Here is a 21,936-nt window from a genome sequence, read left to right as displayed (position 1 = left end):
CCGCGGCGCTGATGCGGTTGCGCCGGGTGGCGCGACCCGGCAGCCTGGTCTTTTTGCTCTCTGATTTCTATCGCGCTGATGCCGACAGCAGGCATCATCTGAGCCGTTTGGCTCAGCATAGCGACGTCAATGCGATTCAGCTGCTTGATCCGCTTGAGCTGGCGCCGCCGCCACCGGGTCGCTATGGGATCAGTGACGGCCGGCGGCGGGCCGTGATTGATACCCGCTCGCGTGCTGAGCGTGAGCGGTATGCCCATGAGCTAGCGCAGCATCACCAACGGGTGCGTCAGCTGACGGTGGAGAACGGGATCGGCCTGCTGCAATGTTTGACCACCGATGATCCGGCCGAGCGGTTAAGCGCTCTGCTCGCCGGTCGCAGCGGGGCGCCGGTAGCGCTCAACCTTGAGCCTGAGCCGGCGCGTCGAGCGCGAGGCTTCGCCTGATGTCCGATTCCTTGAGCACCCTCTCCGCGCCAGCCAGCGCCAGCGTGCAGCCGGCAGAACAAGCGCACGTCGGACTTGAGCTGCGTGATATCCATCTGCCTGCCGAGCCCGGCTTCTGGCCGCCTGCGCCGGGTTGGTGGCTGCTGTTCGGGCTTCTGCTGGCGCTGGCGTTCTGGCTTGGCCGGTTGGGCTGGAGGCGCTACCAACAGTTGCGTCGGCGGCGGGGCATCTTCGGCGAGCTCGATCAGCTTCAGAATGCCGGGCTTCAGGGGCCAGCGTTGATTGCCGCGGTCTCGGCATTGCTGAAACGGGTGGCGTTGAGCCGCTATCCACGCACCGAGGTCGCGGCACTCACCGGAGGGGCCTGGCTTGAGTTTCTCGATCGCACTGGCGGTGATGGGCGCTTTACCGGCGGCGCCGGCAAGCTGCTCGCGCAGGGCGCCTATGCCCCTGAGCGTCAGCTGTGCGAGCAGGACGATAAGCAGCAGGCCCTGTTCGGCATCGCGCGCGATTGGCTCTGGAGGAATGCCTGAATGGATGGGTTGATTCCCGGTGTCGAGCTGCATCTGGCTTGGCCTTGGCTGCTGCTAGCCTTGCCATTGCCGTTGCTGGTGCGTTTCGGGCTGCCGCGAGCCGAGCCCATCGCCCCTTCGGCACTGCGGGTACCCTTCTATCGGATGTTAAGCCGCAGTCAGGACCATGCAGCCACTGCGCCGCAGCGCTGGACGCTGCTGCTCGCGCTCTTGGCCTGGCTGCTGTTGGTGCTAGCTGCGGCACGTCCGCAATGGCTCGGCGAGCCGATCCCATTACCGATGGCCGGGCGTGATTTGATGCTCGCCGTTGATATCTCGGGCTCTATGACCGAAGAGGATATGGTGATCGGCGGGCAGGTGGTGGATCGGCTGATGGCGGTCAAGGCCGTGGCCGGTGACTTTATCGAACGCCGGGAGGGAGATCGTATTGGTCTGATCCTGTTCGGTCAGCAGGCCTATGTGCAGACCCCGCTGACCTTTGACCGCGCCACCGCGCGGACCCTGTTGTTCGAATCCGCGGTGGGCCTCGCTGGGCGTGAGACCGCGATCGGCGATGCCATTGGGCTCGCGGTGAAGCGGCTGCGCGATCAGCCCATTGAAGAACGGGTGCTGGTGCTCTTGACCGACGGCGCCAACACCGCCGGCAGCATCGCGCCACTCAAGGCGGCTGAGCTGGCGGACGAGGCCGGTGTGCGCATCTATACCATCGGCGTTGGCTCCGACCCGCGTGCCGGCTTTGGCGCCTTTGGCCTGGGCATGGGCCGCAACCCGATCGATGAAGCCACCCTCTCGGCAATCGCCGAGCGCACCGGCGGGCGTTATTTCCGCGCGCGCGATGTGCGCGAGTTGCAGCGCATCTATGCGGTGCTCGATGAGCTTGAGCCGGTCGAATCGGATCAACAGACCTTCCGTCCGGTTGGGGAACTCTTCGCCTGGCCCTTAGGTCTCGCGTTGCTGCTCAGTGCCTTGGCGGCGGTTGGTCGTATGGGCCTGATCGAGCGGACACAACAGGGACTGCGGCAGTGGCTGCCGAGTCGTGGCGTCTAGCAGGTTGTAGCCGGCGCTGGTCGTTGGCAACGGCTCGACCCATCGAGGACGCGCAAACAGCATGCGGGCGGCTGTTGAGCTGGGCGAGAACAGCCCCTCAAGGCCGCCTGCTGGAGTGTCTCTTATGAGCGAGTTTCATTTCATCGAACCGCTGTGGCTTTTGGCGCTGATTCCGCTCGGGCTGCTGCTCTGGCTCGGCTGGCGTGCCGATGCTGCGGGCGCGGCCTGGCGGCGGGTGATCGATCCGCGTTTGCTCGCCGTGCTGACGGTGGGTAGCGGCGCCCGCGGCAGCCGGCTGCCACTGCTGCTGCTGACGAGCGGCTGGCTGCTTGCGGTGCTCGCGCTGGCCAATCCCACCTTTGAGCGCGAGCCGGTGCCAGCCTTCCGCAGCGATGCGGCCCGGGTGGTGGTGCTTGATCTCTCGCGCTCGATGTTGGCCGAGGACCTGACCCCGTCGCGCCTGGAGCGTGCGCGCTACAAGGTCGCCGATGTCCTTAGTCGTAGCCAAGATGGCCAGGTTGGACTGGTCGTGTTTGCCGGTGAGGCCTTTGCCGTCTCGCCGCTGACCGATGATGCCGAGACCATCCGTGCCATGCTCGGGGCGCTGAGTCCGCAGATCATGCCGGTTCAGGGGAGTCGACCGGATGCGGGGATTGCGCTCGGGCTGGACCTGCTCAGGCAAGCCGGAGCGCGCAATGGCGAGGTGATCCTGCTGAGCGACGACGCCGGTGGCGTGCGTGCGCTTCAGGCCGCTGAGCAGGTGCGCGAAGCGGGACACCGGCTTGGCGTGATCGGTGTTGGTACCGCCGAGGGCGCGCCGGTGCCCGGTGTCACCACGGCCAATGGTCCGGTGATGAGCCAGCTCGACATCCCGGCACTGGAAGCGCTGGCTGCGGCCGGCGCGGGGCGCTATGCGACCCTGATCAGCGGTGATCACGATCTGGATCAGGTGCTCATCGATCCGACTGCTCGCCCGCGCGCGGTGGCCGAGCGTGACCCCATGCTTGCCGAACGTTGGCAGGAGCTCGGGCCTTGGCTGGCCGTGCTGCTGCTTCCGCTAGCGGCACTGGCATTTCGGCGTGGTTGGTTGATGACCCTATTGCTCGCCTTGGGTCCTGCTGTGCTGGTGCTACCTGAGCCAGCGCTCGCATTCGGCTGGACCGATCTCTGGCAGCGCCAAGACCAGCAGGCCGCGGAGGCCTTTGCCGCCGGTGAGCTGGAGCAGGCACGGGCCCTGGCGAAGGCGCCGGCACGCGCCGGGAGTGCCGCCTATCGTCTCGGCGATTACCAGGATGCGGCAGACTGGTTTGCGACCGGCGACACCGCCGTCGATCACTACAATCGGGGCAACGCGCTAGCGCGCAGTGGCGAGCTAGAGGCTGCGCTTGCGGCCTATGATGCGGCGCTTGAGCGAGAGCCGGACTTCGACGATGCCCGTTACAACCGCGGGCAGGTCGAGGCCGCCCTGCGGGCTCAGCAGCAACAGCCTAATCAGCCCCAGGAACAGTCTACGCAGCAGCAGCCAGAGCAAGAGCCTGACCAGCAAGACGATCAACAGGGCGAGCAGGAGTCCGGCCAATCACCCGATCAACAGCCTGACCAGCAAACCGACCCGCAATCCGAGGGCGCTGCATCAGAAGACGACGACAAGGCCGAGGAGCAACAGCAAGGCGAGGCAGAGGCAGACTCGCAGGCTGAGCAGCAAGCCGGACAGGGGGCGTCCAGCGAGCAGCAAGCAGGAGACCAGACCTCTGCTGCGCGACAGGAGCAAGCCTCTGCGGATTCGTCAGCAGGCGCTGCGGAACAAGCTGCCGATTCGAGCCAGGCCGAGGGCGTGCCAGAATCAGCGACGGCGGACGCGGCGCGCAGCGAGCAGGCAGCCGCCGATTACCGGGACGAGGCAGCGAGCGCTCAATCCCGGGAGGATGAGAGCGCACAGGATCAGGGTTCAACAGCCGATCAGCAGCCTGCGCTAGCCGATGCGAGCGCGGCCCTCGACCCGCAGGAGCGGGAGGCCCGGCAAGCTGCGGAGCAGTGGCTGCGGCGCATCCCCGATGACCCCGCAGAGCTGCTGCGGCGAAAATTTCTCTACCAATATCAGACTCGGCAGGGTGACCTGGAGCGTCCCTCGGCCGGAAGACCTTGGTGATGGCAATGAAGACCCCCGATCGAGCTGATCTCGCGTGGCGCATCGCTAGGCAACGTCGATCCCAGGCACCAGTCCCGGGGCGGATGCTCGGATTCCTGCTCCTGATGGCATTGTTGCTGCTGATGCCGGGGCTTGGCGTCGCCGATGAGGCGCGCGCCATTCTCAACCAGACTCAGGTCTATGAGGGTGACCTGGTGCTCTTGACCATCGAGAGAGCCGGGCGCTCCCTCGGCCAAGAGCCGGATCTGACGCCATTGGATGCCGACTTTGAGGTCGGCGGGGTCAATACCTCGCAGCAGACCCAGTTCATCAACGGCCGGCGCTCCGATAAGACCAGTTGGCAGGTCGCCTTGCGGCCCAAGCAACCGGGCCGCTTGACGATTCCGCCGATCTCGGTTGGCTCAGCCACCACCGAGCCACTGACGCTCGTTGTCGAGGCCGTGCCAGAGGGCGGGCTTGGGACGCCCGGCGACGAGGTCTGGCTCGAGGTTGAGCTCGGCGCTGGTGGTGATGGGGCGACCGACGCAGCCCCGGACAAGCTCATCGTCCAGCAGCAGGTGCCGCTGGTGGTGCGCGCCTACAGTGCTCGGCCGTTGCTCGACTACGCGATTGAGATGCCAACCATCGAGGGCGCGGTGCTGACCCGGATTGGTCGTGATCAAGGCAGCCTGACGACGCGGGCCGGTCAGCAGTATCGCGTGATCGAGCGTCGCTATACCCTCAACCCGGAGCGCAGCGGGACCTTGCGCATCCCGCCGATCGTCTTCGAGGCCGAGCTCAAGACCGCCAACGCTGGCCGTCGACCGGGCTCGCTTGCAATGCCTGGACTGCCCGATCTGTTCGATGACCCGATGCTCGAACGCATGCTGGGAGATATGCGATTTGGCGCAGCAGGCTCGATGTTCGAGCGCGGCGAGCCGGCACGAGCGCAGTCCGAGGCGCTGACCCTGGAGGTCGCACCAAGCGCTGCGGGCTTTAGCGGAGAGCACTGGCTACCGGCGACCGCGCTGGAGGTTGATGACTCCTGGAGCCCGGCGGATGGCGGGCAGACACCGCAGCTCGCGGTCGGTGAGCCCGCCACTCGCATCTTGACGCTCACCGCCCGGGGGCTGGCCGGCAATCAGATCCCGGAGATCGAGATTCCGGTGCCACCTGGGTTTCGGGTCTATCCCGGCCAAACCGAATCCGAGACGCGTAGCGATGGCGAAACCTTGATCGGCATCAGCCGTCAGCAGCTGACCCTCATTCCGACCACTGGGGGTGAGGTCGAGCTACCGCCGATCGAGGTGTCGTGGTGGGACACCGCAGCGAATCAGGAGCGGACTGCGCGGGTACCGGCACTCGCGCTGAGCATTGCCGGCCCGGTTGCTGCTGCTGCGCCTGAGGTGGCTGCAGATGCTGCGCTCGGTGATGGCAAGGGCGATGCACGGACCGATCCCGCGGCTGGAGGTGGGGTGTCAGCCGGCGAAGGGGCTATAGATCCTGGGGCCATCGTCGGGAACGCTGCGGCTGGTCCGGAGAGAGAACAGGGGCAGGGTGTGCTGGCTTGGCTACTGAGTCGAGGTGGCCTGTTGCTCCTCGCTTTGCTGCTGGTGCTAGCCACTGCTGTACGATTTCTCTGGCCTCGTTTGCGAGGGGCCTCGCTGTCCCGGTTGCAGCTGCAGACCCAGCTTCGCCAAGAGCTGGAAACATCGCTCCAAGCACGTCAAGCCCGTGATGCGCTTCGCAGTGCTTGCGAGCGCGATGATCCGCGGGCTGCGGCTAGCGCACTGCTGGCCTGGGCTGGTGCGATCTGGCCTGATGATCCGCCGTGCGGGCTCAGTGCCCTCGCCGAGCGCGCGGCGCGCGGTGGCGACCAGATCCTGACCCTTGAGCGGCAGCTTTACGGCAGTGGATCGGGTCAGGGGGGCTGGCGGGGCGATGCCTTGTGGGCAGCACTCAAGCCTGGCTTGGGGGCGGCCCGGGCGCCGAGACGAGGTTCGATTGATCCGGTCGCGCCGTTATACCCAAAGCACGCCAATTGACGGCAGGTTTCGCCTCAACAATCGCTGCTGCGAGGCTCGCAGGGCCGTTGGTGATGGATAGCGTCCTTGATCTCAAGCCGGGCTTGATGCCGGTCGCCGGCGGTGCGGTCGCCGTTCCAATGGGGCTCGGAATCGGTCACCTCTGTGTGCAGTTGTGCCTCCAGCTCTGGTGCACGAACAGTCAGGTCGATGCGCTTGCTGCCGCGCCACAAGACGAGGGGCACCTCATGCTCCAACGCCGTGGTCCTGATCAGCTCCCAGAGCTGGGAGGCGTCGCCGACCTGCTGGCCGGCGAAGGCAGTGATCACGTCGCCGGCGCGCAGGCCGGCGGCTGCGGCCGGCCCGTCCTCGATCAGGCTTGAGACTAGAACGCCGCTCGATATGCGCAGCCCGAAGCGTTGCTCGAGCTCCTGGGTCACGCTGCGGCCGCCGATCCCGAGCCAGCCCTGGTTGGCCAAGCGATCGTCGGTGCTCTCTTCGACGATCGCCTCGACGACTTGCATCACGAGGGTGGAGGAGATGGCGAAGCCCACCCCCTCGGAATGGCCGCTCTCGCTGAGCCCGGCGGTGGCGATGCCAACCAAGCGTCCAGCGGTGTCGACCAAGGCACCACCGGAATTGCCGGGATTGATCGCTGCATCGGTTTGGATGAAGTCCTCGACCTCAGTGAGGCCGAGCTGCTTGCGGCCCGTTGCAGAGACGATGCCGAGGCTTACGGTCTGGCCGATGCCGTAGGGATTGCCGATTGCCAGGACGACGTCGCCAACGCGCAGACTGCTTGGGTCGCCAAGGGCAATCGGCGCAACTTCAGCCAACGGAGACCGGAGTACGGCAAGGTCGGTGGCATCATCGATGCCGAGTAGCTCAGCGGGCAAGATGCGGCCATCGACGAGCTCGATCCTGATCTGATCGCGATCACGCACGAGGTGTCCGTTGGTGACAATCAACCCCTGGCTTGCGATGACGACCCCGGCGCCAAGTCTGGTTGCAGGCTGATTGAGCGGTCTGCCTGCTCGGGTCGAGGTGAGCAGCTCGCTGCGGCTTTCCCCGCTCAGGTGAGCGCTCTGCTTGCGGATGCTGGTGTGGGAGCCGGCCTGGGGGCCAATGTGGGAGCCAATTTGGGAACTGGCCGCATACAGGCTCACCACCGCAGGGGCGGCCATAGCAACCGCATCAGCGAAGCCTGGCGCTGCGTCTAGGTTGATGCCGGGGATGGCTGCTGAGCTGGCGCCATTAGAGCTGCCTGCAGAGCTAGCGTCTCCGGTTTGGTGGCCAGATGCCTGGCGGCCAGATGCTGGCCGGCCAGCGTCAGGGGCAGCCTTGATCGATGGCAGGTGATCGAGCGCGTAGACGACGGTAGCCCCGGCGATGAAGCCGACCAGGGTTAATGTGATACTGTGGGATGTTGCACGCATCCGATTACGCTATCACGGTGCTGGACCGACTACGGGACCGACTGCTGGGATTCACTGATGCGCTGAACCATCATCTTGAGCTCCTGCCACTATCCTACCGCTATCCAACCCGCATTGGTTAACAAATCGATGACTTCCGCTGTTGAGATTGCCGCCTACTGCGACCAGCTGCTCGGCGTCGAGCGCTTCAGCGACTATTGCCCGAACGGGCTGCAGGTCGAAGGCATGCGCCCGATCCGCCGTCTGGTGACTGGCGTTACCGCCAGCGAGCGCTTAATCGCTGCGGCAGTTGAGGCCGAGGCGGACGCACTCCTCGTCCACCATGGCTTCTTTTGGAAAGGTGAGGCCGCACCCCTGACCGGTGTTAAAGGACGCCGCATCCGCGCACTGATGCGCGCTGACATCAGCCTGCTTGCTTATCACCTGCCCTTGGATGCCCATCCTGAGGTGGGTAACAATCGTCAGCTCGGGCTTCGGCTCGGACTTCTGGATGCCGCACCCTCCGGCGGCAACGATGATCTCCTCTGGACCGGTCTCTTGCCTAGACCCATGCAGGGCGCCCTGTTTGCGGAGCAGGTGGGACGTGCGCTCGGACGCGAACCTTTGCACATCGCTGCGGTCGACGCTCCCGTGCACCGAGTTGCTTGGTGCACCGGAGCGGCGCAGGGTGCGATTGAGCGGGCGGCTGCGTTGGGGGTCGATTGTTATCTCAGTGGCGAGATCGCTGAGCAGACCGTGCACCTAGCGCGTGAGCTTGGGATTGACTACCTCGCCGCCGGTCATCATGCCACCGAGCGCTACGGGGTCCAAGCGCTCGGCGCCGAGCTGGCTGCGGCGTTCGAGATCGAGCATCGGTTTATCGAGATCGACAATCCCGTCTAGGTTGCACAAAGTCCATGGATGGAGTCGGTTTTTTGACCTTTGTCGTAGCCCTTGACGGTGCTCTTGGCTTTAATGGTCGGCTCAGATCGAGCGCTCTAAAACCCTGATCAGTCGGGGTCTTTCTTGACCCGGGTCGCTCGCTTCGTGGAGAATGCGCGGTCGGTTATGCAAAGATTAGCGATATTCTTATTTTCATCATCAGACTGTTCGACCGTCTCGTCGCGCGGGAGGTCGTTCATCGAGCCTAGCGAGGGGTCGACAAACGCATGAACGAACAAGGCACGGATAAGGGCCGCAGGCGCATCCTCGTTGCCGCAACGAGCGCAGTCGGTGCCGTCGGCGTCGGCTTCGTGGCCGTCCCTTTCATCTCCTCTATGAATCCAAGCGCGCGGGCACGAGCCGCGGGCGCTCCGGTCGAGGCGGATGTCAGCAAACTGGAACCAGGCGCGCTGCTTCGCGTCAAATTTCGCGGTCAGCCGATTTGGGTGGTACATCGCACCGATACGATGCTTGAGTCCTTACCAACACTCGAGCCAAAACTGGTCGATCCTGCCTCCCAAGTTGAGTCGCAGCAGCCAGAGTACTGCCAGAATCCGGTCCGGGCGATCAATCCACGCTACTTCGTCGCGATCGGGATCTGCACCCACCTAGGCTGCTCGCCGACCTATCGTCCCGAGTTTGCGCCGGATGACCTCGGGCCCGAGTGGAAGGGTGGCTGGTTCTGCCCATGCCATGGCTCGAAGTTCGATCTGGCCGGCCGGGTCTACAAAGGGGTTCCGGCACCGACGAATCTCGTCATCCCGAAACACATGTACACGAACGAATCAACCATCCTTGTTGGTGAGGATGAAGCAGGAGCCGCCTGATGAGCGTTGAGACGGTCGATACAGCGCCGAGAGGGTTTCTCGGTTGGCTGGATAAGCGTTTTCCGGTCATGGCCGTGTGGAACGACCACATGGCTCAATACTACGCCCCCAAGAATATGGGGCTGTGGTCGATTTTCGGCTCGCTGGCTCTGGTGGTGCTCATCATCCAGATCGTCAGCGGTCTGTGGCTGGCGATGGCCTATAAGCCCTCGGCAGAAGAGGCCTTCGCGTCGGTCGAATACATCATGCGCGATGTGAACTGGGGTTGGCTCCTGAGGTATATCCATTCCACAGGTGCGTCATTCTTCTTCATCCTCGTCTATCTCCACATGTTCCGAGGGCTGATGTGGGGCTCATACAAGAGCCCCCGTGAGCTGCTGTGGATCATCGGGGTGGTGATCTACCTGGCGAGGATGGCGACGGCCTTCTTCGGCTACCTCCTCCCCTGGGGGCAGATGTCCTACTGGGGCGCGCAGGTCATTGTGAATCTGTTCGCGGCCGTCCCCGAGGTCGGTGCCGAGCTGTCGACCTGGGTGCGCGGTGACTATGTGATCTCCGACGTCACGCTCAATCGCTTCTTTGCCTTCCACTTCGTGATTCCATTCGTGCTTGTGGCGCTGGTGTTCTTACACATCGTTGCGCTGCATACGGTCGGCTCAACCAATCCGGACGGCATCGAGATCAAGAAGGGACCGAAAGGCAATAAGTGGGACCCCAACCAGCCTGCCGACGGTATCCCCTTCCATCCTTACTACACGGTGAAGGACATCACCGGCTTGGTCGTCTTCCTCGCGATCTTCTCTCTGGTGGTCTTCTACGCACCGGATATGGGCGGGCTTTTCCTTGAAGGACCAAACTTTCAGCCGGCTGATCCGCTGAAGACGCCCGAGCACATCGCGCCGGTGTGGTACTTTACCCCCTACTACGCGATGCTGCGCGCGGTGCCGCCGATTGCCGGCTCCCAGTTCCCTGGTGTCGTGGTGATGTTCGGTGCCATCCTGATCATGTTCTTCCTGCCTTGGCTGGATCGCAGTCCGGTCAGATCGATGCGCTACAAAGGGCCGCTGTCGCGCTTCTTCTTGGGGGCGTTCGCTGTCTCCTTCGTCGTCTTGGCCTACCTTGGGTTGCAGCCGTCGACAGAACTCTACACGCTGCTCGCGCAGATCTTCACGGTCGTGTATTTCGCCTTCTTCTTGCTGATGCCGATCTACACCAAGCTCGAAAAGACGAAGCCGGTTCCAGAGAGGGTGACGTCATGAGAAAGTTAATCCTTGTTGCTGCCCTCATCTTAGCCCCGCTGACGGCGATGGCGGCCGGTGGTCATGGCCCTGAGCTCGAGGATGCCAACGTTGACCTAAAGGATAAGGCTTCGCTGCAGCGAGGCGCGAAGTACTTCGTCAATTACTGTATGGGCTGCCATTCGCTGCAGTACATGCGCTATCAGCGCATGGCCGATGACCTTGGCATCCCAGAGGACGAGCTGCGCGAGAATCTGCTGTTCGGCGATGCCAAGCCGACCGACATGATGACCAACGCCCTCAAGCCGACTGATGGCGTTAACTGGTTCGGCACCGAGATCCCGGATCTGACCTTGGTGACGCGCTGGCGCTCGCCAGACTGGGTCTACAGCTATCTGAAGGCCTACTATGTGGACGATACGCGACCCTATGGGGTCAACAACCTGGTCTTCCCCGACGTCGGGATGCCACATCCATTTGCCCATCTGCAGGGTGTCCAGGCGCCGGTCTACGCCGGCGGGCATGACGACCACGGCGAGGGCGGCGGTCACGTGGTCGATGTCAAGTTGGTGGAGCCAGGACAGCTAACGCCGGCAGAGTACGACGTTCTGGTTAGGGATTTGACCAACTTCCTGACCTACGTCGGCGAGCCCTACAAGCTCGAGCGACGTCAGCTCGGCCTCTACGTCCTGCTGTTCCTTGGCCTGCTGTTTATACTCGCCTTCTATCTGAAGCGGGAGTTCTGGAAGGACGTGCATTAAGCCGAACGGCCTGGGTATGCAGCTGGAGCTCGCTGCGCTTGCAATACCCTGTACCGACGGCGGTCGGTGGCTTCGAGCTGCCGATCGCCGTTTTGCGTCTGGCTTTTGCCGTCATCGCCCTGCCGCGCTTCGTTTCCGGCCCTATGCGCTGGTTTTGGGTGTATCCTTTGGTGCTGGCGTCAGTCTCCGGGGAGAGCGGCGCCTTGTCTTTATGACTCTCTCGTAACCATCTGTAGCCTGCTTCTGTGCTCCCCCGTTGTGCAGCGGTAAGCTCTTCGTCAGGAAACAGAGCCAGTGGCTGGCAACAGACGATCGACCATGACCCTCTTCTCCGATCCCACCTGTCCGTACTGCCATCGTGTGCGGATGGTGATTGCCGAGAAGCGGATCAACATCGAGATCATCGATGTAGATGCACAGGCTCTACCAGACGACCTCGTGGACGTTAACCCCTACGGCACGGTTCCGACGCTGGTCGATCGCGATTTGCGTCTGTATGAATCACTGATCGTCATGGAATATTTGGACGAGCGCTTTCCGCATCCGCCGTTGCTGCCGGTCGATCCAGTTGGCCGCGCGAATGCGCGCCTGTTCATCTACCGGGTCGATCATGATTGGTACGATCGCATGCGTACGATCTCCATCGGTGACAGCAAGACTGCCGATCAAGCACGTAAGGAGCTGATTGAAAGCCTCGTCGCCGTTGCGCCGATCTTTGCCGCCAATCGTTTCTTCATGAGCGACGAATTTTCGCTTGTCGACTGCTGCGTCGCACCATTACTCTGGCGCTTGCCGGTGCTCGATCTCGAGCTGCCTGCGGCCGCTAGTCCAGTGACCGAGTATGCGGCGCGTATCTTCGAATGGCCCTCATTTCGCTCCAGTTTGACCGAGGCTGAGCGCGACATGGTGACGGGCCTCGCCTAGACTCTCGGAGCTGCCGATGACGTCGAATCGCCCGTATCTGATCCGCGCGCTTTACGAATGGATCGCCGATAACGATCTGACCCCGCACCTGTTGGTCGATGCCGAGATGCCAGGGGTCGTCGTGCCTCGCGGCTATGTGGCCGACGGGCGCATCGTGCTCAATGTGGCAGCGAGCGCCGTTCAGGGACTCGTCCTCGGCAATGACGCGGTGCTCTTTTCGGCGCGCTTTAGTGGACGTTCGTTTCCGGTCGAGATTCCGGTCACTGCGGTGCTCGGCATTTACGCCCGCGAAAACGGCCATGGGATGCTGTTTCCTGAGCAGGAGGTTGCCGACGCGGCGAGCGCGGATGATTCCGGCTCCGACCAGCCAGATGACGGCAAAGAACCGCCAGAAGGCCCGGAAGGCTCAGAGGAGAAAGCGAAACGGCCCGCGCTTCGGGTCGTCAAATGAGCCGTTCCTGTCGATTGGGCTAGCATTGCAGGCTGCACTGCGCCCAGCCAGCTGTCGTCGGTCCCATAAGCTGCAGCACTCAGCTCAGGCGTCGTCGCTTCGGTGTGGCAGTCCGAGGCTGAGGTCGACGAGATCGAGCCCAAGCAGCACCAAATAGCCCGTGCGCCTACCAACGCCCTCTTCGCTAAACTCAAAGCGATAGACGCGTCGAATACGCAAGCCCTGAGTGCGCCAACGTAGACCTAGCCGCCGGAGGGCGACCGCCTGATCCAACAGTTGCACGCCACGCTCCTCGCAAGCGCGCTGCGCAAGGCCGACAGCCATCTCGCGGGCTCGCGCGCCGTCCAGCCAGAGCCAGCCGACCCCGAGCACGAGCACCAGTGCCAACAATTGTTCGCTCACGACCATGTCAGCCCCGGGTGCTCCGCGTTCAGGCTCATTGCGCTGGGTTAGCAAACGACGGTAAGCCGGATTCGAGCCACCAAGCCTCGGTCGCAGGGTCATAACGCCAGTGCTGTCGGTCGGCGACTTGCTCGAGGCGCTGCCGATCCTCGAGCACATACTGGATCTGCACCAGTTGCACCGCGGTATCGTCGGCTCCAATAACGCCAGGCTGAATGACCTCATAGCCCGTCACGCGGATATTCTCGAGTCGGCTCGTGTCGAGCTCGGTGCGTTGCTCGGGGCTCAGGAATCCAGCGGCAGCCGGACAATAGCCCCAACGGATGGCCTGGCGGTAACTGCTGAGTGTGTTCTCCAGCGCGATGCGGTTTGCATCGTCCTTCACTTGTGCACAGCCGCTACCCACGAGCGCGATGAGCAGCAGCGCCCTAGCTGCGCGCATCACGACCCGCTGCGCGGGCCGCGCTGTCTCCGGATACCGAGAGGGCTTGGTCACAGTCGACAGGCGTTGCTCTTTGGCTCTCTGAAGTGCGCGATGATAGGCGAGCCAGCGGGTCGCCGCCAGTCAGGCCGATTGCAGCCGGTCGCAGCTGCTCGCAACCGGGCCGCGCCTGGCCTTTTGCTGCGCCGCCTGGCGCCCGTGTATCATGCAGCGTTTGCGATCTTCACTGCTAGGTCTTTGTGAGCGCTCCACTACCCGAAGAACCGATTCAAGAAGCTCAGGTTGGCTCGACCCAGATCACCCTCCTCGGCACTGCACATGTCTCACAGGCGAGCGCCGATAAGGTGGCCGAGCTGCTTGGCCCTGATGGTCTGGAGGTCGATGCAGTTGCGGTCGAGCTGTGCGGCAGCCGTGCGCAATCGATGACCGACCCCGCCGCCTTGGCGCGCCTGGACCTGTTCGCCGTGATTCGCCAGCGCCGAGTCTATATGGTCGCCGCGAGTTTGGCCTTAGGCGCCTACCAACAGCGTATTGCTGATCAGTTCGGCATCGAGCCAGGCGCCGAGCAGCGCGTGGCAATGCGCCTGGCGCAGGCGCGTCGGCTGCCTCTGCTGTTGATCGATCGGGAACTGGGCGTCACCCTGCGCCGAGCCGCGCATAACATCGGCTTCTTTCAGCGCTTGAATCTGTTCAGTGGGCTATTGGCTGGTCTGTTGACGCGCGAGAAGGTAACGGAAGAGGAAGTCGAGTATCTCAAGCAGGGCGACATCCTCGAGACTGCCTTCGCAGAGTTCGCCCAGGATCGCGCGAGCCTATACAAGCCACTCATCACCGAGCGCGACCAATATATGGCGGCGCGCCTGCGGCAAGAGGCCGAGCAGCAAGGGTACCGACGGATCTTGGCGGTGGTGGGCGCCGGGCATCTGAAGGGACTCTCGGAGCAGCTCGAGCAGGATGCCGAATCGCCGGAGAGCACCATCGCCGCCCTTGATCAGGTGCCCCCGCCCTCGCGTTTTTGGCGACTCTTTCCCTGGGCCCTGGTGGTCGTGATTCTCGGCGTCTTCGCGTACGGATTTACGCGCAGTGCCGCGCTTGGCTGGAACATGGTCGCCGACTGGGTGTTAATCAACGGTGGCCTTTCGGCCCTAGGTGCGGCTCTCGCTGCCGCCCATCCTTTGACGGTGCTGGGTGCCTTCTGTGCAGCGCCCCTGACCTCGCTGAACCCGACGATCGGCGCGGGGATGGTGGCCGGGGCCTTGGAGCTGTGGCTGCGGCGTCCGAGCGTCGGCGATTTTGGCAGCCTGCGCGATGATGTCACCAGTCTGCGTGGCTGGTGGCGAAACCGTGTTTCGCGGGTGTTGCTGGTGTTTATCTTCAGCACCCTTGGCTCTGCGGTCGGCACCTATCTCGCCGGCTTTCGCATCATCGATCGCCTCGTCACCTGAACGACTTGGCGACGCACTTCCAGTCAGCGTAGCCTCTCATCAGGACTCGCGCGCTGGCTCGACAGTTGCCACCACCGGGTCGAGCCCAAAGGGTCGACCTTACAAGGCTAGGGCTCCGTTAGGCTGACCTAGTGGCGAGCAAGCCCATCCTCATCGTCGGGCTCGGGCCAGCGCCTCGTCGTCCCTGATGAGCTGTCGGGGCTCTCGAGGTCCTCGCTGATCCGATGGTTCTCGTCGAGCCAATCGCCGAGATCGAGTAGCTTGCAGCGCTCGCTGCAAAACGGTCGCCAGGGCGATTCGCTTCCCCAGATGATCCTCTTGCCACAGGTTGGGCAGGCAACGGTCGTTGGCATCGCTCGATCAAAACACGCAACAGGTTAGCAGGAAGGGGATGTCATCAGACGACTGTGATGGCCGTCCGGCCTGACTTGTTTCCATACTTGCTTCCATATTTGCTTGCATGAAGCGGATGCTAAAGCGGTTCTTGTGTCCGCTGATCTCAGGATAGACGGACCAATCCGGGCTGATTCCAACCCGCAGAAGCTGGGCAGGTGCATGATGGTCCAACGCCTCTTGGAAGAAGGCTTCCGGGGCAATCAGTTTGCGCGGCGTCGCGCTGGTTCTCGCAAGCGAGAGCACGAGGTGAATGGCCTCGCGGACCGGGCGCATCTCGTCGGTCCAGCCGTTGATCCTTGCTCGCCGATGCTCGATCGGCTGAGTCAAGAAGTGATGGTACAGCGGGACATCGAAGCTACAGGCCCCGCCTGGGATACTGCTGCGCTGGGCAACGGCCTTAAGAAAACCGTCGCCGCGTGCCCTGCTGCCGATATGCCCGTTGATCTCATGAATCCCGGCCGCTGCCTGCTCTAGTCCGCTAAAGACCTCCTTGAGCGCGCTGGGGTCCACCCCCGGCTGATGCCGTACACGCGCCAGGGTCGAGAGGTTGCGGTCGATCTCCTTGAGCAGCTCGGTCTTGATATCGGCCCGAGCGGTGATGGCGACGATGTCGAGCAGGGCATCGATCGCCGCGCGCGTGCTCCAGTCCTCCGATCGCGCGCCGAAGTAATCGAGCTTTTCGAACAGGTGCTCGAGCCTCAAAAAGGTTCGAATGCGTTCGTTCAACGGATGCTCGAAGATCATTTCTTCAGACACGATGGGTGTTCCTCGGGCACTTCCGGTAGCGGGTTTGGGTTTAGATTCTGCGGCATCGCCGGTTCAGGGTAAAGGAACCGACCCATGCGTCTCACTGCCGCCGTCTCAAGGCCAGTGATAGACTGAAGCGCTTAGATGCGTTCTGCAACGGTCAGAACAGGCATCATCGAATCCGTTTTTGTCTCAAAGCAGCTGAGGCCCGGAGCCATCCGGGGCTCGAACCGAGGGAGTCACATGGCCGGTCATAGTAAATGGGCCAATATCAAGCACCGAAAGGCGGCGCAGGATAAGAAGCGCGGCAAGGTTTGGACCAAGCTGATCCGTGAGGTCACAGTCGCGGCGCGGGAGGGGGGCGGTGACCCAGGCTCCAATCCCCGGCTGCGCCTGGCGATGGACAAGGCCTTTGGTGCCAACATGCCGCGCGATACCGTCGACCGTGCGATCAAGCGCGGCGCTGGCGCCGATGACGGTGACAACTATGAGGAGATTCGCTACGAGGGCTACGCACCTGGTGGTGTTGCGGTCATGGTCGATTGCATGACCGATAATCGCAATCGAACCGCCTCCGAGGTGCGTCACGCCTTCAGCAAGTATGGCGGCAATCTGGGCACCGATGGCTCGGTGGCCTACCTGTTCTCGAAGCAGGGCGTGGTCAGCTTCCAGCCCGGCAGCGATGAGGACGCAGTGATGGAGGCCGCGCTCGAGGCCGGTGCTGAGGACGTCGTGGTCAACGATGACGGCTCGCTCGACGTGATCACCGCCCCGGAAGAGTTCAGCGCGGTCTGTGATGCACTGTCCGCGGCTGGCTTCGATACCAGCGTCTCCGAGGTCAGCTTCAACGCGGCGACCCAGATCGAGCTCGATGCCGCGGGTGCAGAGAAGCTGCTGAAGATGGTCGATGCGCTCGAGGACCTCGACGACGTGCAAGAGGTCTACAACAACGCTGACATCCCAGACGAGATCATGGCTGCGCTCGACAGCTAAGCCGTGCAGCGATCGTCGAAAGGGACTCAGGGCCGAGCCAGTCGCTGATGGTGCACTCGCCGCTCCGGCATCGCGTGCTCGGTATCGACCCTGGCTCGCGTAACACCGGCTACGGGGTGATCGATACCGATGGCCAGCGCAGCATCTGCATCGCGCGCGGCTGCGTGCGCGTCGGACAACATGCCTGGCCGGAGCGACTCGGCTTGATCTTCGATCAGGTTGCGGCGCTGGTCACCGAGTATCGTCCGCACGAGATGGCTGTCGAGCAGTTGATCTTTGCCCGTGATGCGACCGCCGCGCTGAAGATTGGCCAGGCCCGCGGTGCAGTGCTCTGTGCTGGGCTCAAGGGCGGTGTCGTCGTCCATGAATACAGCCCAAAGTCGGTCAAGCTGGCAGTGGTTGGCACCGGTAACGCCGACAAGAGTCAGGTTCAGCACATGGTCAGGGTGCTCTTATCATTGAGCGATCAACCGGGGGAGGACGAGGCCGATGCGCTCGCCATCGCGCTCTGCCATGCCCATTCGATGGGCATCCCCCAGCGCAAGCGCGCCGCCGCTAGTTGGCGGGATTTCCGGCCGTGACAAGGGCTCGTGGCCATTAGCCGCCGGGGCCAGTCCAGAGCAGGCTTTCCTATGACTCATCTTTGTCAGCATTGGCCAATGCGCGGGTGTGTTCGATGATCGGCCGATTGCGTGGCGAGGTCATCGCCAAGCATCCGCCGCAGGTGCTCATCGAGTGTGCCGGCGTTGGCTACGAGGTCGAGGCGCCGATGTCGACCTTCTACGAGCTGCCTGCAGTCGGTGAGTCGGTAACGCTGGTCACGCATCTCGTGATCCGCGATGATGCGCATGTGCTCTACGGCTTTCGCAGCGACCACGATCGAGCACTCTTTCGGGCCCTGCTGCGTGTGACCGGCGTCGGTGCCAAGATGGCGCTCGCGATCCTCTCTGGGATGGACGCGACACGCTTTGCCCAATGCGTCGAGCAAGAGGACGTCACCATGCTGAGCCGACTGCCTGGCATCGGCAAGAAGACCGCGCAACGCTTGGTGATGGAGATGAAGGACCGGATCGCCGAGCTGGGTCATGCGCCGGCCCTGAGCCAAAGCGTCATCGCTGGCGAGGCGTTAACGCCGGCCGCCGTGGTTGATGATCCGCTGGCCGATGCCATCAGCGCACTGATCGCGCTCGGCTACAAACCCGCAGACGCGAACCGCATGGCGCGTGCTGCCGATGACGGCGCCAAGACCTCGGAGGAGATCATCCGCGCTGCACTGAAGTCGGTGACACCGAGTTGAAGGCTCGACTGGCCCGGCGCATTGTGCATTGCTCGGCGAGCTGCAGGGCGAGGCGCTGCCGTTCAGTAGGTCAGCGGCTTGATACCCGCAAACACGAACTTAGGCGTCTTCCAACACCACACTTAGGCACCGCCCCGAAGCCCCTTCAGTGACTGAGCCAGACCGCGTCATTAGCCCGACCGCCGCCAGTGATGATGGCGCCCTCGATCGCGCGATCCGCCCGCGCCGACTCGCCGATTATGTCGGCCAGCCTGCGGTCTGCGAGCAGATGGAGATCTTCATCGGCGCTGCGCGCGGTCGTGGTGAAGCACTCGACCACACCCTGATCTTCGGTCCACCTGGGCTCGGCAAGACCACGCTGTCGCACATCATCGCCCATGAGATGCAGGTCAACCTGCGCCAGACCTCGGGGCCGGTGCTAGAGAAGCCGGGCGATCTGGCGGCCCTGCTGACCAACCTAGAGTCGGGCGATGTGCTCTTTGTCGACGAGATCCATCGCCTGAGCCCGGTGGTTGAGGAGGTGCTCTATCCGGCGATGGAGGACTTCCAGCTCGACATCATGATTGGCGACGGGCCAGCCGCGCGCTCGATCAAGCTCGATCTGCCGCCGTTCACGCTCGTTGGTGCGACCACGCGTGCCGGGCTTCTGACCTCGCCGCTGCGCGATCGCTTCGGTATCGTGCAGCGGCTCGAGTACTACTCGGATGCGGATCTGGCGCGCATCGTGCGCCGCTCGGCCGAGATCCTAGCGATCGAGACGGATGCCGAGGGTGCCGGCGAGATCGCACGCCGCTCGCGCGGCACGCCGCGCATCGCGAATCGGCTGCTGCGCCGGGTGCGCGACTTCGCTCAGGTACGCGCTAATGGTGAGATCAGCCGAGCGGTCGCCGATCAGGCGCTGGCGATGCTGAAGGTCGATGCCCAAGGCTTCGACCACATGGATCGGCGGCTGCTCAGCGCGGTGATCGAGAAGTTCGACGGCGGGCCGGTCGGGGTGGAGAGCCTGGCCGCCGCGATCGGCGAGGAGCGCGGCACGATCGAGGACGTGCTCGAGCCGTTCCTGATCCAGCAGGGCTACCTGATGCGCACCCCACGCGGTCGCATGGCGACCAAGACTGCCTATCAGCATTTCGGCCTGAGCCCGCCGCAGCCCGACTTGCTCGATCTTGAGCCAAGCCCTGCCGGAAAGCATGTGTCCGACGATCTGTTTGACACCCCGATCAATCCATCTGCCCCATCGGGAGCAGATTCCTAGCCGGCGATACCAGGTGCACCGAACGCGCTGCGCTGCGTCGATGAGCCGACTCACCGAATGAGCGGGGGATGGTGACTGCCTGGGCGGATTGAGATTACGCAATCCATGGCTTTCACCTCTAATCCAGGTAAACTTATGGGCTGCGCTGGTTTTCGTCCGAGCGCAGATGGTCGCTCTCCCTCAACAGCTGTGCCGCAACCCGTTGTTATGTCTCCGCAGGCCCCCGTCTTTGAATGGCCGGTTCGTGTCTACTATGAAGACACCGATGCAGGTGGTGTGGTCTATCACGCGCGCTATCTGCATTTTCTCGAGCGCGCGCGCACCGAATGGCTGCGCACGCTCGGCTTCGAGCAGGAACGGCTGCGCAGCGAGCAGGGCATCCTGTTTGCGGTGCGGAAGATGTCGCTGGATTTCCTGCGGCCGGCTTGTCTGGATCAGGGCCTGCGTGTAACGGTGGCCGTCGCGAGTCGGCGCCGTGCCTGCCTTGATTTCGATCAGCAGGTGCTCGACGCCGCCGATGGGCAGCCGTGCTGTCGCGCACAGGTCAATGTGGCCTGTATTGATGCCCGTGGTATGCGTCCGACACGCATTCCCGAGGTCTTGCTGAGCGCCTTTGCAGCAGCTCCAACACCGTCAGCGCCCACAGACGCCCTCGCCAACGGAGACATGCCCTATGGGCTCTGAGCTGTCCCTCATCGACCTGGTCGCGCAGGCCGGCCTGGTCGTCAAGCTGGTCTTGCTGCTGCTGGTGCTAGCCTCGGTCCTCTCCTGGGCGGCGATCTTCGATCGCGCTCGGGTGCTGCGCCAGGCACGCTCGACGGCCGATGCCTTCGAGCAGAAGTTCTGGTCCGGTGGCGATCTCAGCGCCCTCTATCGCGACCTCAGCCAGGATGAGCGGCGGTTGACCGGGCTGCCCATGATCTTCCGCAACGGTTTCAAGGAGTATGTGCGCCTACGCAAGGTAACGCCGAATGACCTACAGGGTCTGATCCAGGGTGCGGAGCGCTCGATGCGGGTGGCGCTGAGCCGCGAGGTCGATCGGCTCGAGGCCAACCTACCGTTTCTCGCGACCGTAGGCTCCACCAGCCCTTACATCGGTCTGTTTGGCACGGTCTGGGGCACCATGCATGCGTTTCAGGCGCTCGGCAACATGCAGCAGGCGACGTTGGCCTTGGTTGGTCCGGGCATGTCCGAGGCCCTGATCACCACTGCCGTCGGACTGTTGGCGGCGATTCCAGCCGTAGTCGCCTACAATCGCTATGCGAGTCAGGTCGAGCGTCTGCACAGTCGCTACGAGGAGTTCATGGAGGAGTTCTCGATTCTGTTGCAGCGCCAGGGACGAGGCTAACCTCCATGTCGCGTCACCACCCCGGACGGTGAAGCGCTTGTTTCACGGTCCTATATCATGACGCGCAAAGCCCGTCGCCAGCGTCGCCGGCCGATGGCGGAGATCAACGTCGTGCCCTATATCGACGTGATGCTGGTGCTCTTGGTCATCTTCTTGGTGACAGCACCCTTGATTACCCAGGGGGTCAAGGTGGATCTCCCCGAGGCCGATGCCGAGCCCCAGGCCGGCGAGGGTGCGCCGCCCGTGATCATCCATATCGATCGTTTCGGCGATACCTATCTCGATTTCGGCGATGCCGATCTGCTGCCGGTTGATCAACAGCTGCTCTACGAGCGCTTGCGCGCGGCACGCGCGGCTGACGCGGCCCTCGCTGTGGTCGTACGTGCCGATGCCAGCGTCGACTACGGCGTTGTGATCGATGCGATGGTCGCCGCTCAGGCCGCTGGCGTGCCGAGCGTCGGCCTGGTGACCCAGCCTCCGGTGGGCGCAGCAGGCCAGGAGCGCCGCTGACAGGCGTACCATGTGGGAGATCCTGCAGCGCTTCCCGAGGGCCTATCTCTGGTCGATCCTATTGCACCTGGCGCTGATTGTGCTGATGGTCCTGGGCATCGATTGGCGGATGCAGAGCCAGCGTCTTGGTGCCTTTGAGCAGATGATCCAGGCGCAAATGGATCAGTCACCCGAGATCGCGGAGCAGATCGCCGCGCTGCAGGCAGGCTCTAGCGGCGATCCGAAGACGGTGCAGAGGGAGGCTGAGTCATCCAGGCTGCCCGAGCCCGAGCCCGAGCCCGAGCCTGAGCCTGAGCCTGAGCCTGAGCGTGAGCCTGAGCCAGAACCTGCGCCTGCGCCCGAGCCCGAGCCCGAGCCCGCGCCCGAGC

The 21,936-nt window shown here is 63.5% G+C and carries 26 protein-coding genes; 21 read left to right on the top strand and 5 right to left on the bottom strand.

The features are described 5' to 3' along the window. From ACY693_RS02680 to ACY693_RS02660, 5 genes are all read left to right on the top strand, one after another. A partial coding sequence (locus ACY693_RS02680) for a DUF58 domain-containing protein (RefSeq protein ID WP_462320288.1) occupies positions 1-443 on the top strand: 443 nt, incomplete at its 5' end. Next, on the top strand, positions 443-976 hold the full coding sequence (locus tag ACY693_RS02675; RefSeq protein WP_462320287.1) for a DUF4381 domain-containing protein: 534 nt from the start codon (positions 443-445) through the stop codon (positions 974-976). The genes ACY693_RS02680 and ACY693_RS02675, both read left to right, overlap by 1 nt. Further along, the gene (locus ACY693_RS02670; RefSeq protein WP_462320286.1) at positions 977-2,023 is read left to right on the top strand and encodes a vWA domain-containing protein; all 1,047 of its coding nucleotides are present in this window, start codon (positions 977-979) and stop codon (positions 2,021-2,023) included. A 124-nt stretch (positions 2,024-2,147) separates the two neighbouring features. Next, complete coding sequence (locus ACY693_RS02665) at positions 2,148-4,172, top strand: VWA domain-containing protein (RefSeq protein ID WP_462320285.1); 2,025 nt, start codon at positions 2,148-2,150, stop codon at positions 4,170-4,172. Positions 4,173-4,177: 5 nt separating this feature from the next. Beyond that, a complete protein-coding gene (locus tag ACY693_RS02660; RefSeq protein WP_462320284.1) occupies positions 4,178-6,196 on the top strand; it encodes a BatD family protein in 2,019 nt (672 codons plus the stop codon). A gap of 14 nt (positions 6,197-6,210) precedes the next feature. Here the strand turns inward: ACY693_RS02660 and ACY693_RS02655 are convergent, their stop codons facing one another. Next, positions 6,211-7,611 carry a S1C family serine protease gene (locus ACY693_RS02655; RefSeq protein ID WP_462320283.1) on the bottom strand — a complete coding sequence of 467 codons (1,401 nt, stop codon included), beginning with the start codon at positions 7,609-7,611 and terminating at the stop codon, positions 6,211-6,213. Positions 7,612-7,740: 129 nt separating this feature from the next. Between ACY693_RS02655 and ACY693_RS02650 the strand changes: the two genes are divergently transcribed. The 7 genes from ACY693_RS02650 (at position 7,741) to ACY693_RS02620 (ending at position 12,733) form a co-directional block, all read left to right on the top strand. Beyond that, positions 7,741-8,493: a Nif3-like dinuclear metal center hexameric protein gene (locus ACY693_RS02650; protein ID WP_462320282.1), complete on the top strand. Its 753-nt coding sequence runs from the start codon at positions 7,741-7,743 to the stop codon at positions 8,491-8,493. A gap of 266 nt (positions 8,494-8,759) precedes the next feature. Then, the gene (gene petA / locus ACY693_RS02645; RefSeq protein ID WP_462320281.1) at positions 8,760-9,359 is read left to right on the top strand and encodes a ubiquinol-cytochrome c reductase iron-sulfur subunit; all 600 of its coding nucleotides are present in this window, start codon (positions 8,760-8,762) and stop codon (positions 9,357-9,359) included. Next, complete coding sequence (locus ACY693_RS02640; protein ID WP_462320280.1) at positions 9,359-10,618, top strand: cytochrome b; 1,260 nt, start codon at positions 9,359-9,361, stop codon at positions 10,616-10,618. The genes petA and ACY693_RS02640 overlap by 1 nt, the downstream gene beginning before the upstream one ends. After that, positions 10,615-11,358 (top strand): cytochrome c1, encoded by a 744-nt coding sequence (locus ACY693_RS02635; RefSeq protein WP_462320279.1) that lies wholly within the window; start codon positions 10,615-10,617, stop codon positions 11,356-11,358. Before ACY693_RS02640 ends, ACY693_RS02635 begins: the two co-directional genes overlap by 4 nt. 38 nt (positions 11,359-11,396) lie before the next feature. Beyond that, complete coding sequence (locus ACY693_RS02630; protein WP_462320278.1) at positions 11,397-11,573, top strand: hypothetical protein; 177 nt, start codon at positions 11,397-11,399, stop codon at positions 11,571-11,573. A gap of 103 nt (positions 11,574-11,676) precedes the next feature. Next, positions 11,677-12,282, top strand: coding sequence for a glutathione S-transferase N-terminal domain-containing protein (locus ACY693_RS02625; protein ID WP_462320277.1), 606 nt, complete (start codon positions 11,677-11,679; stop codon positions 12,280-12,282). Positions 12,283-12,298: 16 nt separating this feature from the next. Continuing rightward, positions 12,299-12,733 (top strand): ClpXP protease specificity-enhancing factor, encoded by a 435-nt coding sequence (locus tag ACY693_RS02620; protein ID WP_462320276.1) that lies wholly within the window; start codon positions 12,299-12,301, stop codon positions 12,731-12,733. A gap of 84 nt (positions 12,734-12,817) precedes the next feature. Here ACY693_RS02620 and ACY693_RS02615 read toward each other — a convergent pair whose 3' ends face one another. Both ACY693_RS02615 and ACY693_RS02610 read right to left on the bottom strand, forming a co-directional pair. Next, positions 12,818-13,141, bottom strand: a complete 324-nt coding sequence (locus ACY693_RS02615; protein ID WP_462320275.1) for a DUF3301 domain-containing protein — start codon at positions 13,139-13,141, stop codon at positions 12,818-12,820. A 28-nt stretch (positions 13,142-13,169) separates the two neighbouring features. Next, positions 13,170-13,631, bottom strand: a complete 462-nt coding sequence (locus ACY693_RS02610; RefSeq protein ID WP_462320274.1) for a hypothetical protein — start codon at positions 13,629-13,631, stop codon at positions 13,170-13,172. A gap of 185 nt (positions 13,632-13,816) precedes the next feature. Here ACY693_RS02610 and ACY693_RS02605 point away from each other — a divergent pair, with 185 nt between their 5' ends. Continuing rightward, positions 13,817-15,022 (top strand): TraB/GumN family protein, encoded by a 1,206-nt coding sequence (locus ACY693_RS02605; protein WP_462320273.1) that lies wholly within the window; start codon positions 13,817-13,819, stop codon positions 15,020-15,022. A gap of 128 nt (positions 15,023-15,150) precedes the next feature. On the opposite strand, the gene ACY693_RS02600 is transcribed toward ACY693_RS02605, so the two are convergent. Further along, entirely contained in the window at positions 15,151-15,375 is a 225-nt protein-coding gene (locus ACY693_RS02600) for a DNA gyrase inhibitor YacG (protein ID WP_462320272.1), read from the bottom strand. Positions 15,376-15,382: 7 nt separating this feature from the next. Continuing rightward, a complete protein-coding gene (gene zapD / locus ACY693_RS02595) occupies positions 15,383-16,174 on the bottom strand; it encodes a cell division protein ZapD (RefSeq protein WP_462320271.1) in 792 nt (263 codons plus the stop codon). 234 nt (positions 16,175-16,408) lie between these two features. Between zapD and ACY693_RS02590 the strand changes: the two genes are divergently transcribed. The 8 genes from ACY693_RS02590 to ACY693_RS02555 form a co-directional block, all read left to right on the top strand. Continuing rightward, entirely contained in the window at positions 16,409-17,158 is a 750-nt protein-coding gene (locus ACY693_RS02590; protein ID WP_462320270.1) for a YebC/PmpR family DNA-binding transcriptional regulator, read from the top strand. 47 nt (positions 17,159-17,205) lie between these two features. Beyond that, positions 17,206-17,739, top strand: coding sequence for a crossover junction endodeoxyribonuclease RuvC (ruvC, locus tag ACY693_RS02585; RefSeq protein ID WP_462320269.1), 534 nt, complete (start codon positions 17,206-17,208; stop codon positions 17,737-17,739). 95 nt (positions 17,740-17,834) lie between these two features. Next, the gene (gene ruvA, locus ACY693_RS02580) at positions 17,835-18,455 is read left to right on the top strand and encodes a Holliday junction branch migration protein RuvA (RefSeq protein ID WP_462320268.1); all 621 of its coding nucleotides are present in this window, start codon (positions 17,835-17,837) and stop codon (positions 18,453-18,455) included. A 148-nt stretch (positions 18,456-18,603) separates the two neighbouring features. Beyond that, positions 18,604-19,710, top strand: a complete 1,107-nt coding sequence (gene ruvB / locus ACY693_RS02575; protein WP_462320267.1) for a Holliday junction branch migration DNA helicase RuvB — start codon at positions 18,604-18,606, stop codon at positions 19,708-19,710. A gap of 207 nt (positions 19,711-19,917) precedes the next feature. Further along, entirely contained in the window at positions 19,918-20,394 is a 477-nt protein-coding gene (ybgC, locus tag ACY693_RS02570; RefSeq protein ID WP_462320266.1) for a tol-pal system-associated acyl-CoA thioesterase, read from the top strand. Then, a complete protein-coding gene (tolQ, locus tag ACY693_RS02565; RefSeq protein ID WP_462320265.1) occupies positions 20,384-21,058 on the top strand; it encodes a protein TolQ in 675 nt (224 codons plus the stop codon). Before ybgC ends, tolQ begins: the two co-directional genes overlap by 11 nt. A 57-nt stretch (positions 21,059-21,115) precedes the next feature. Continuing rightward, entirely contained in the window at positions 21,116-21,568 is a 453-nt protein-coding gene (tolR, locus tag ACY693_RS02560) for a protein TolR (protein ID WP_462320264.1), read from the top strand. A gap of 10 nt (positions 21,569-21,578) precedes the next feature. Continuing rightward, the coding region (locus ACY693_RS02555; protein ID WP_462320263.1) for a cell envelope integrity TolA family protein at positions 21,579-21,936 on the top strand (358 nt) is incomplete at its 3' end.

This window comes from Halochromatium sp., from assembly GCF_054919635.1.
Note: the sequence above shows the minus strand (reverse complement) of the source record. Positions and strands in the feature narration are given on the sequence as shown.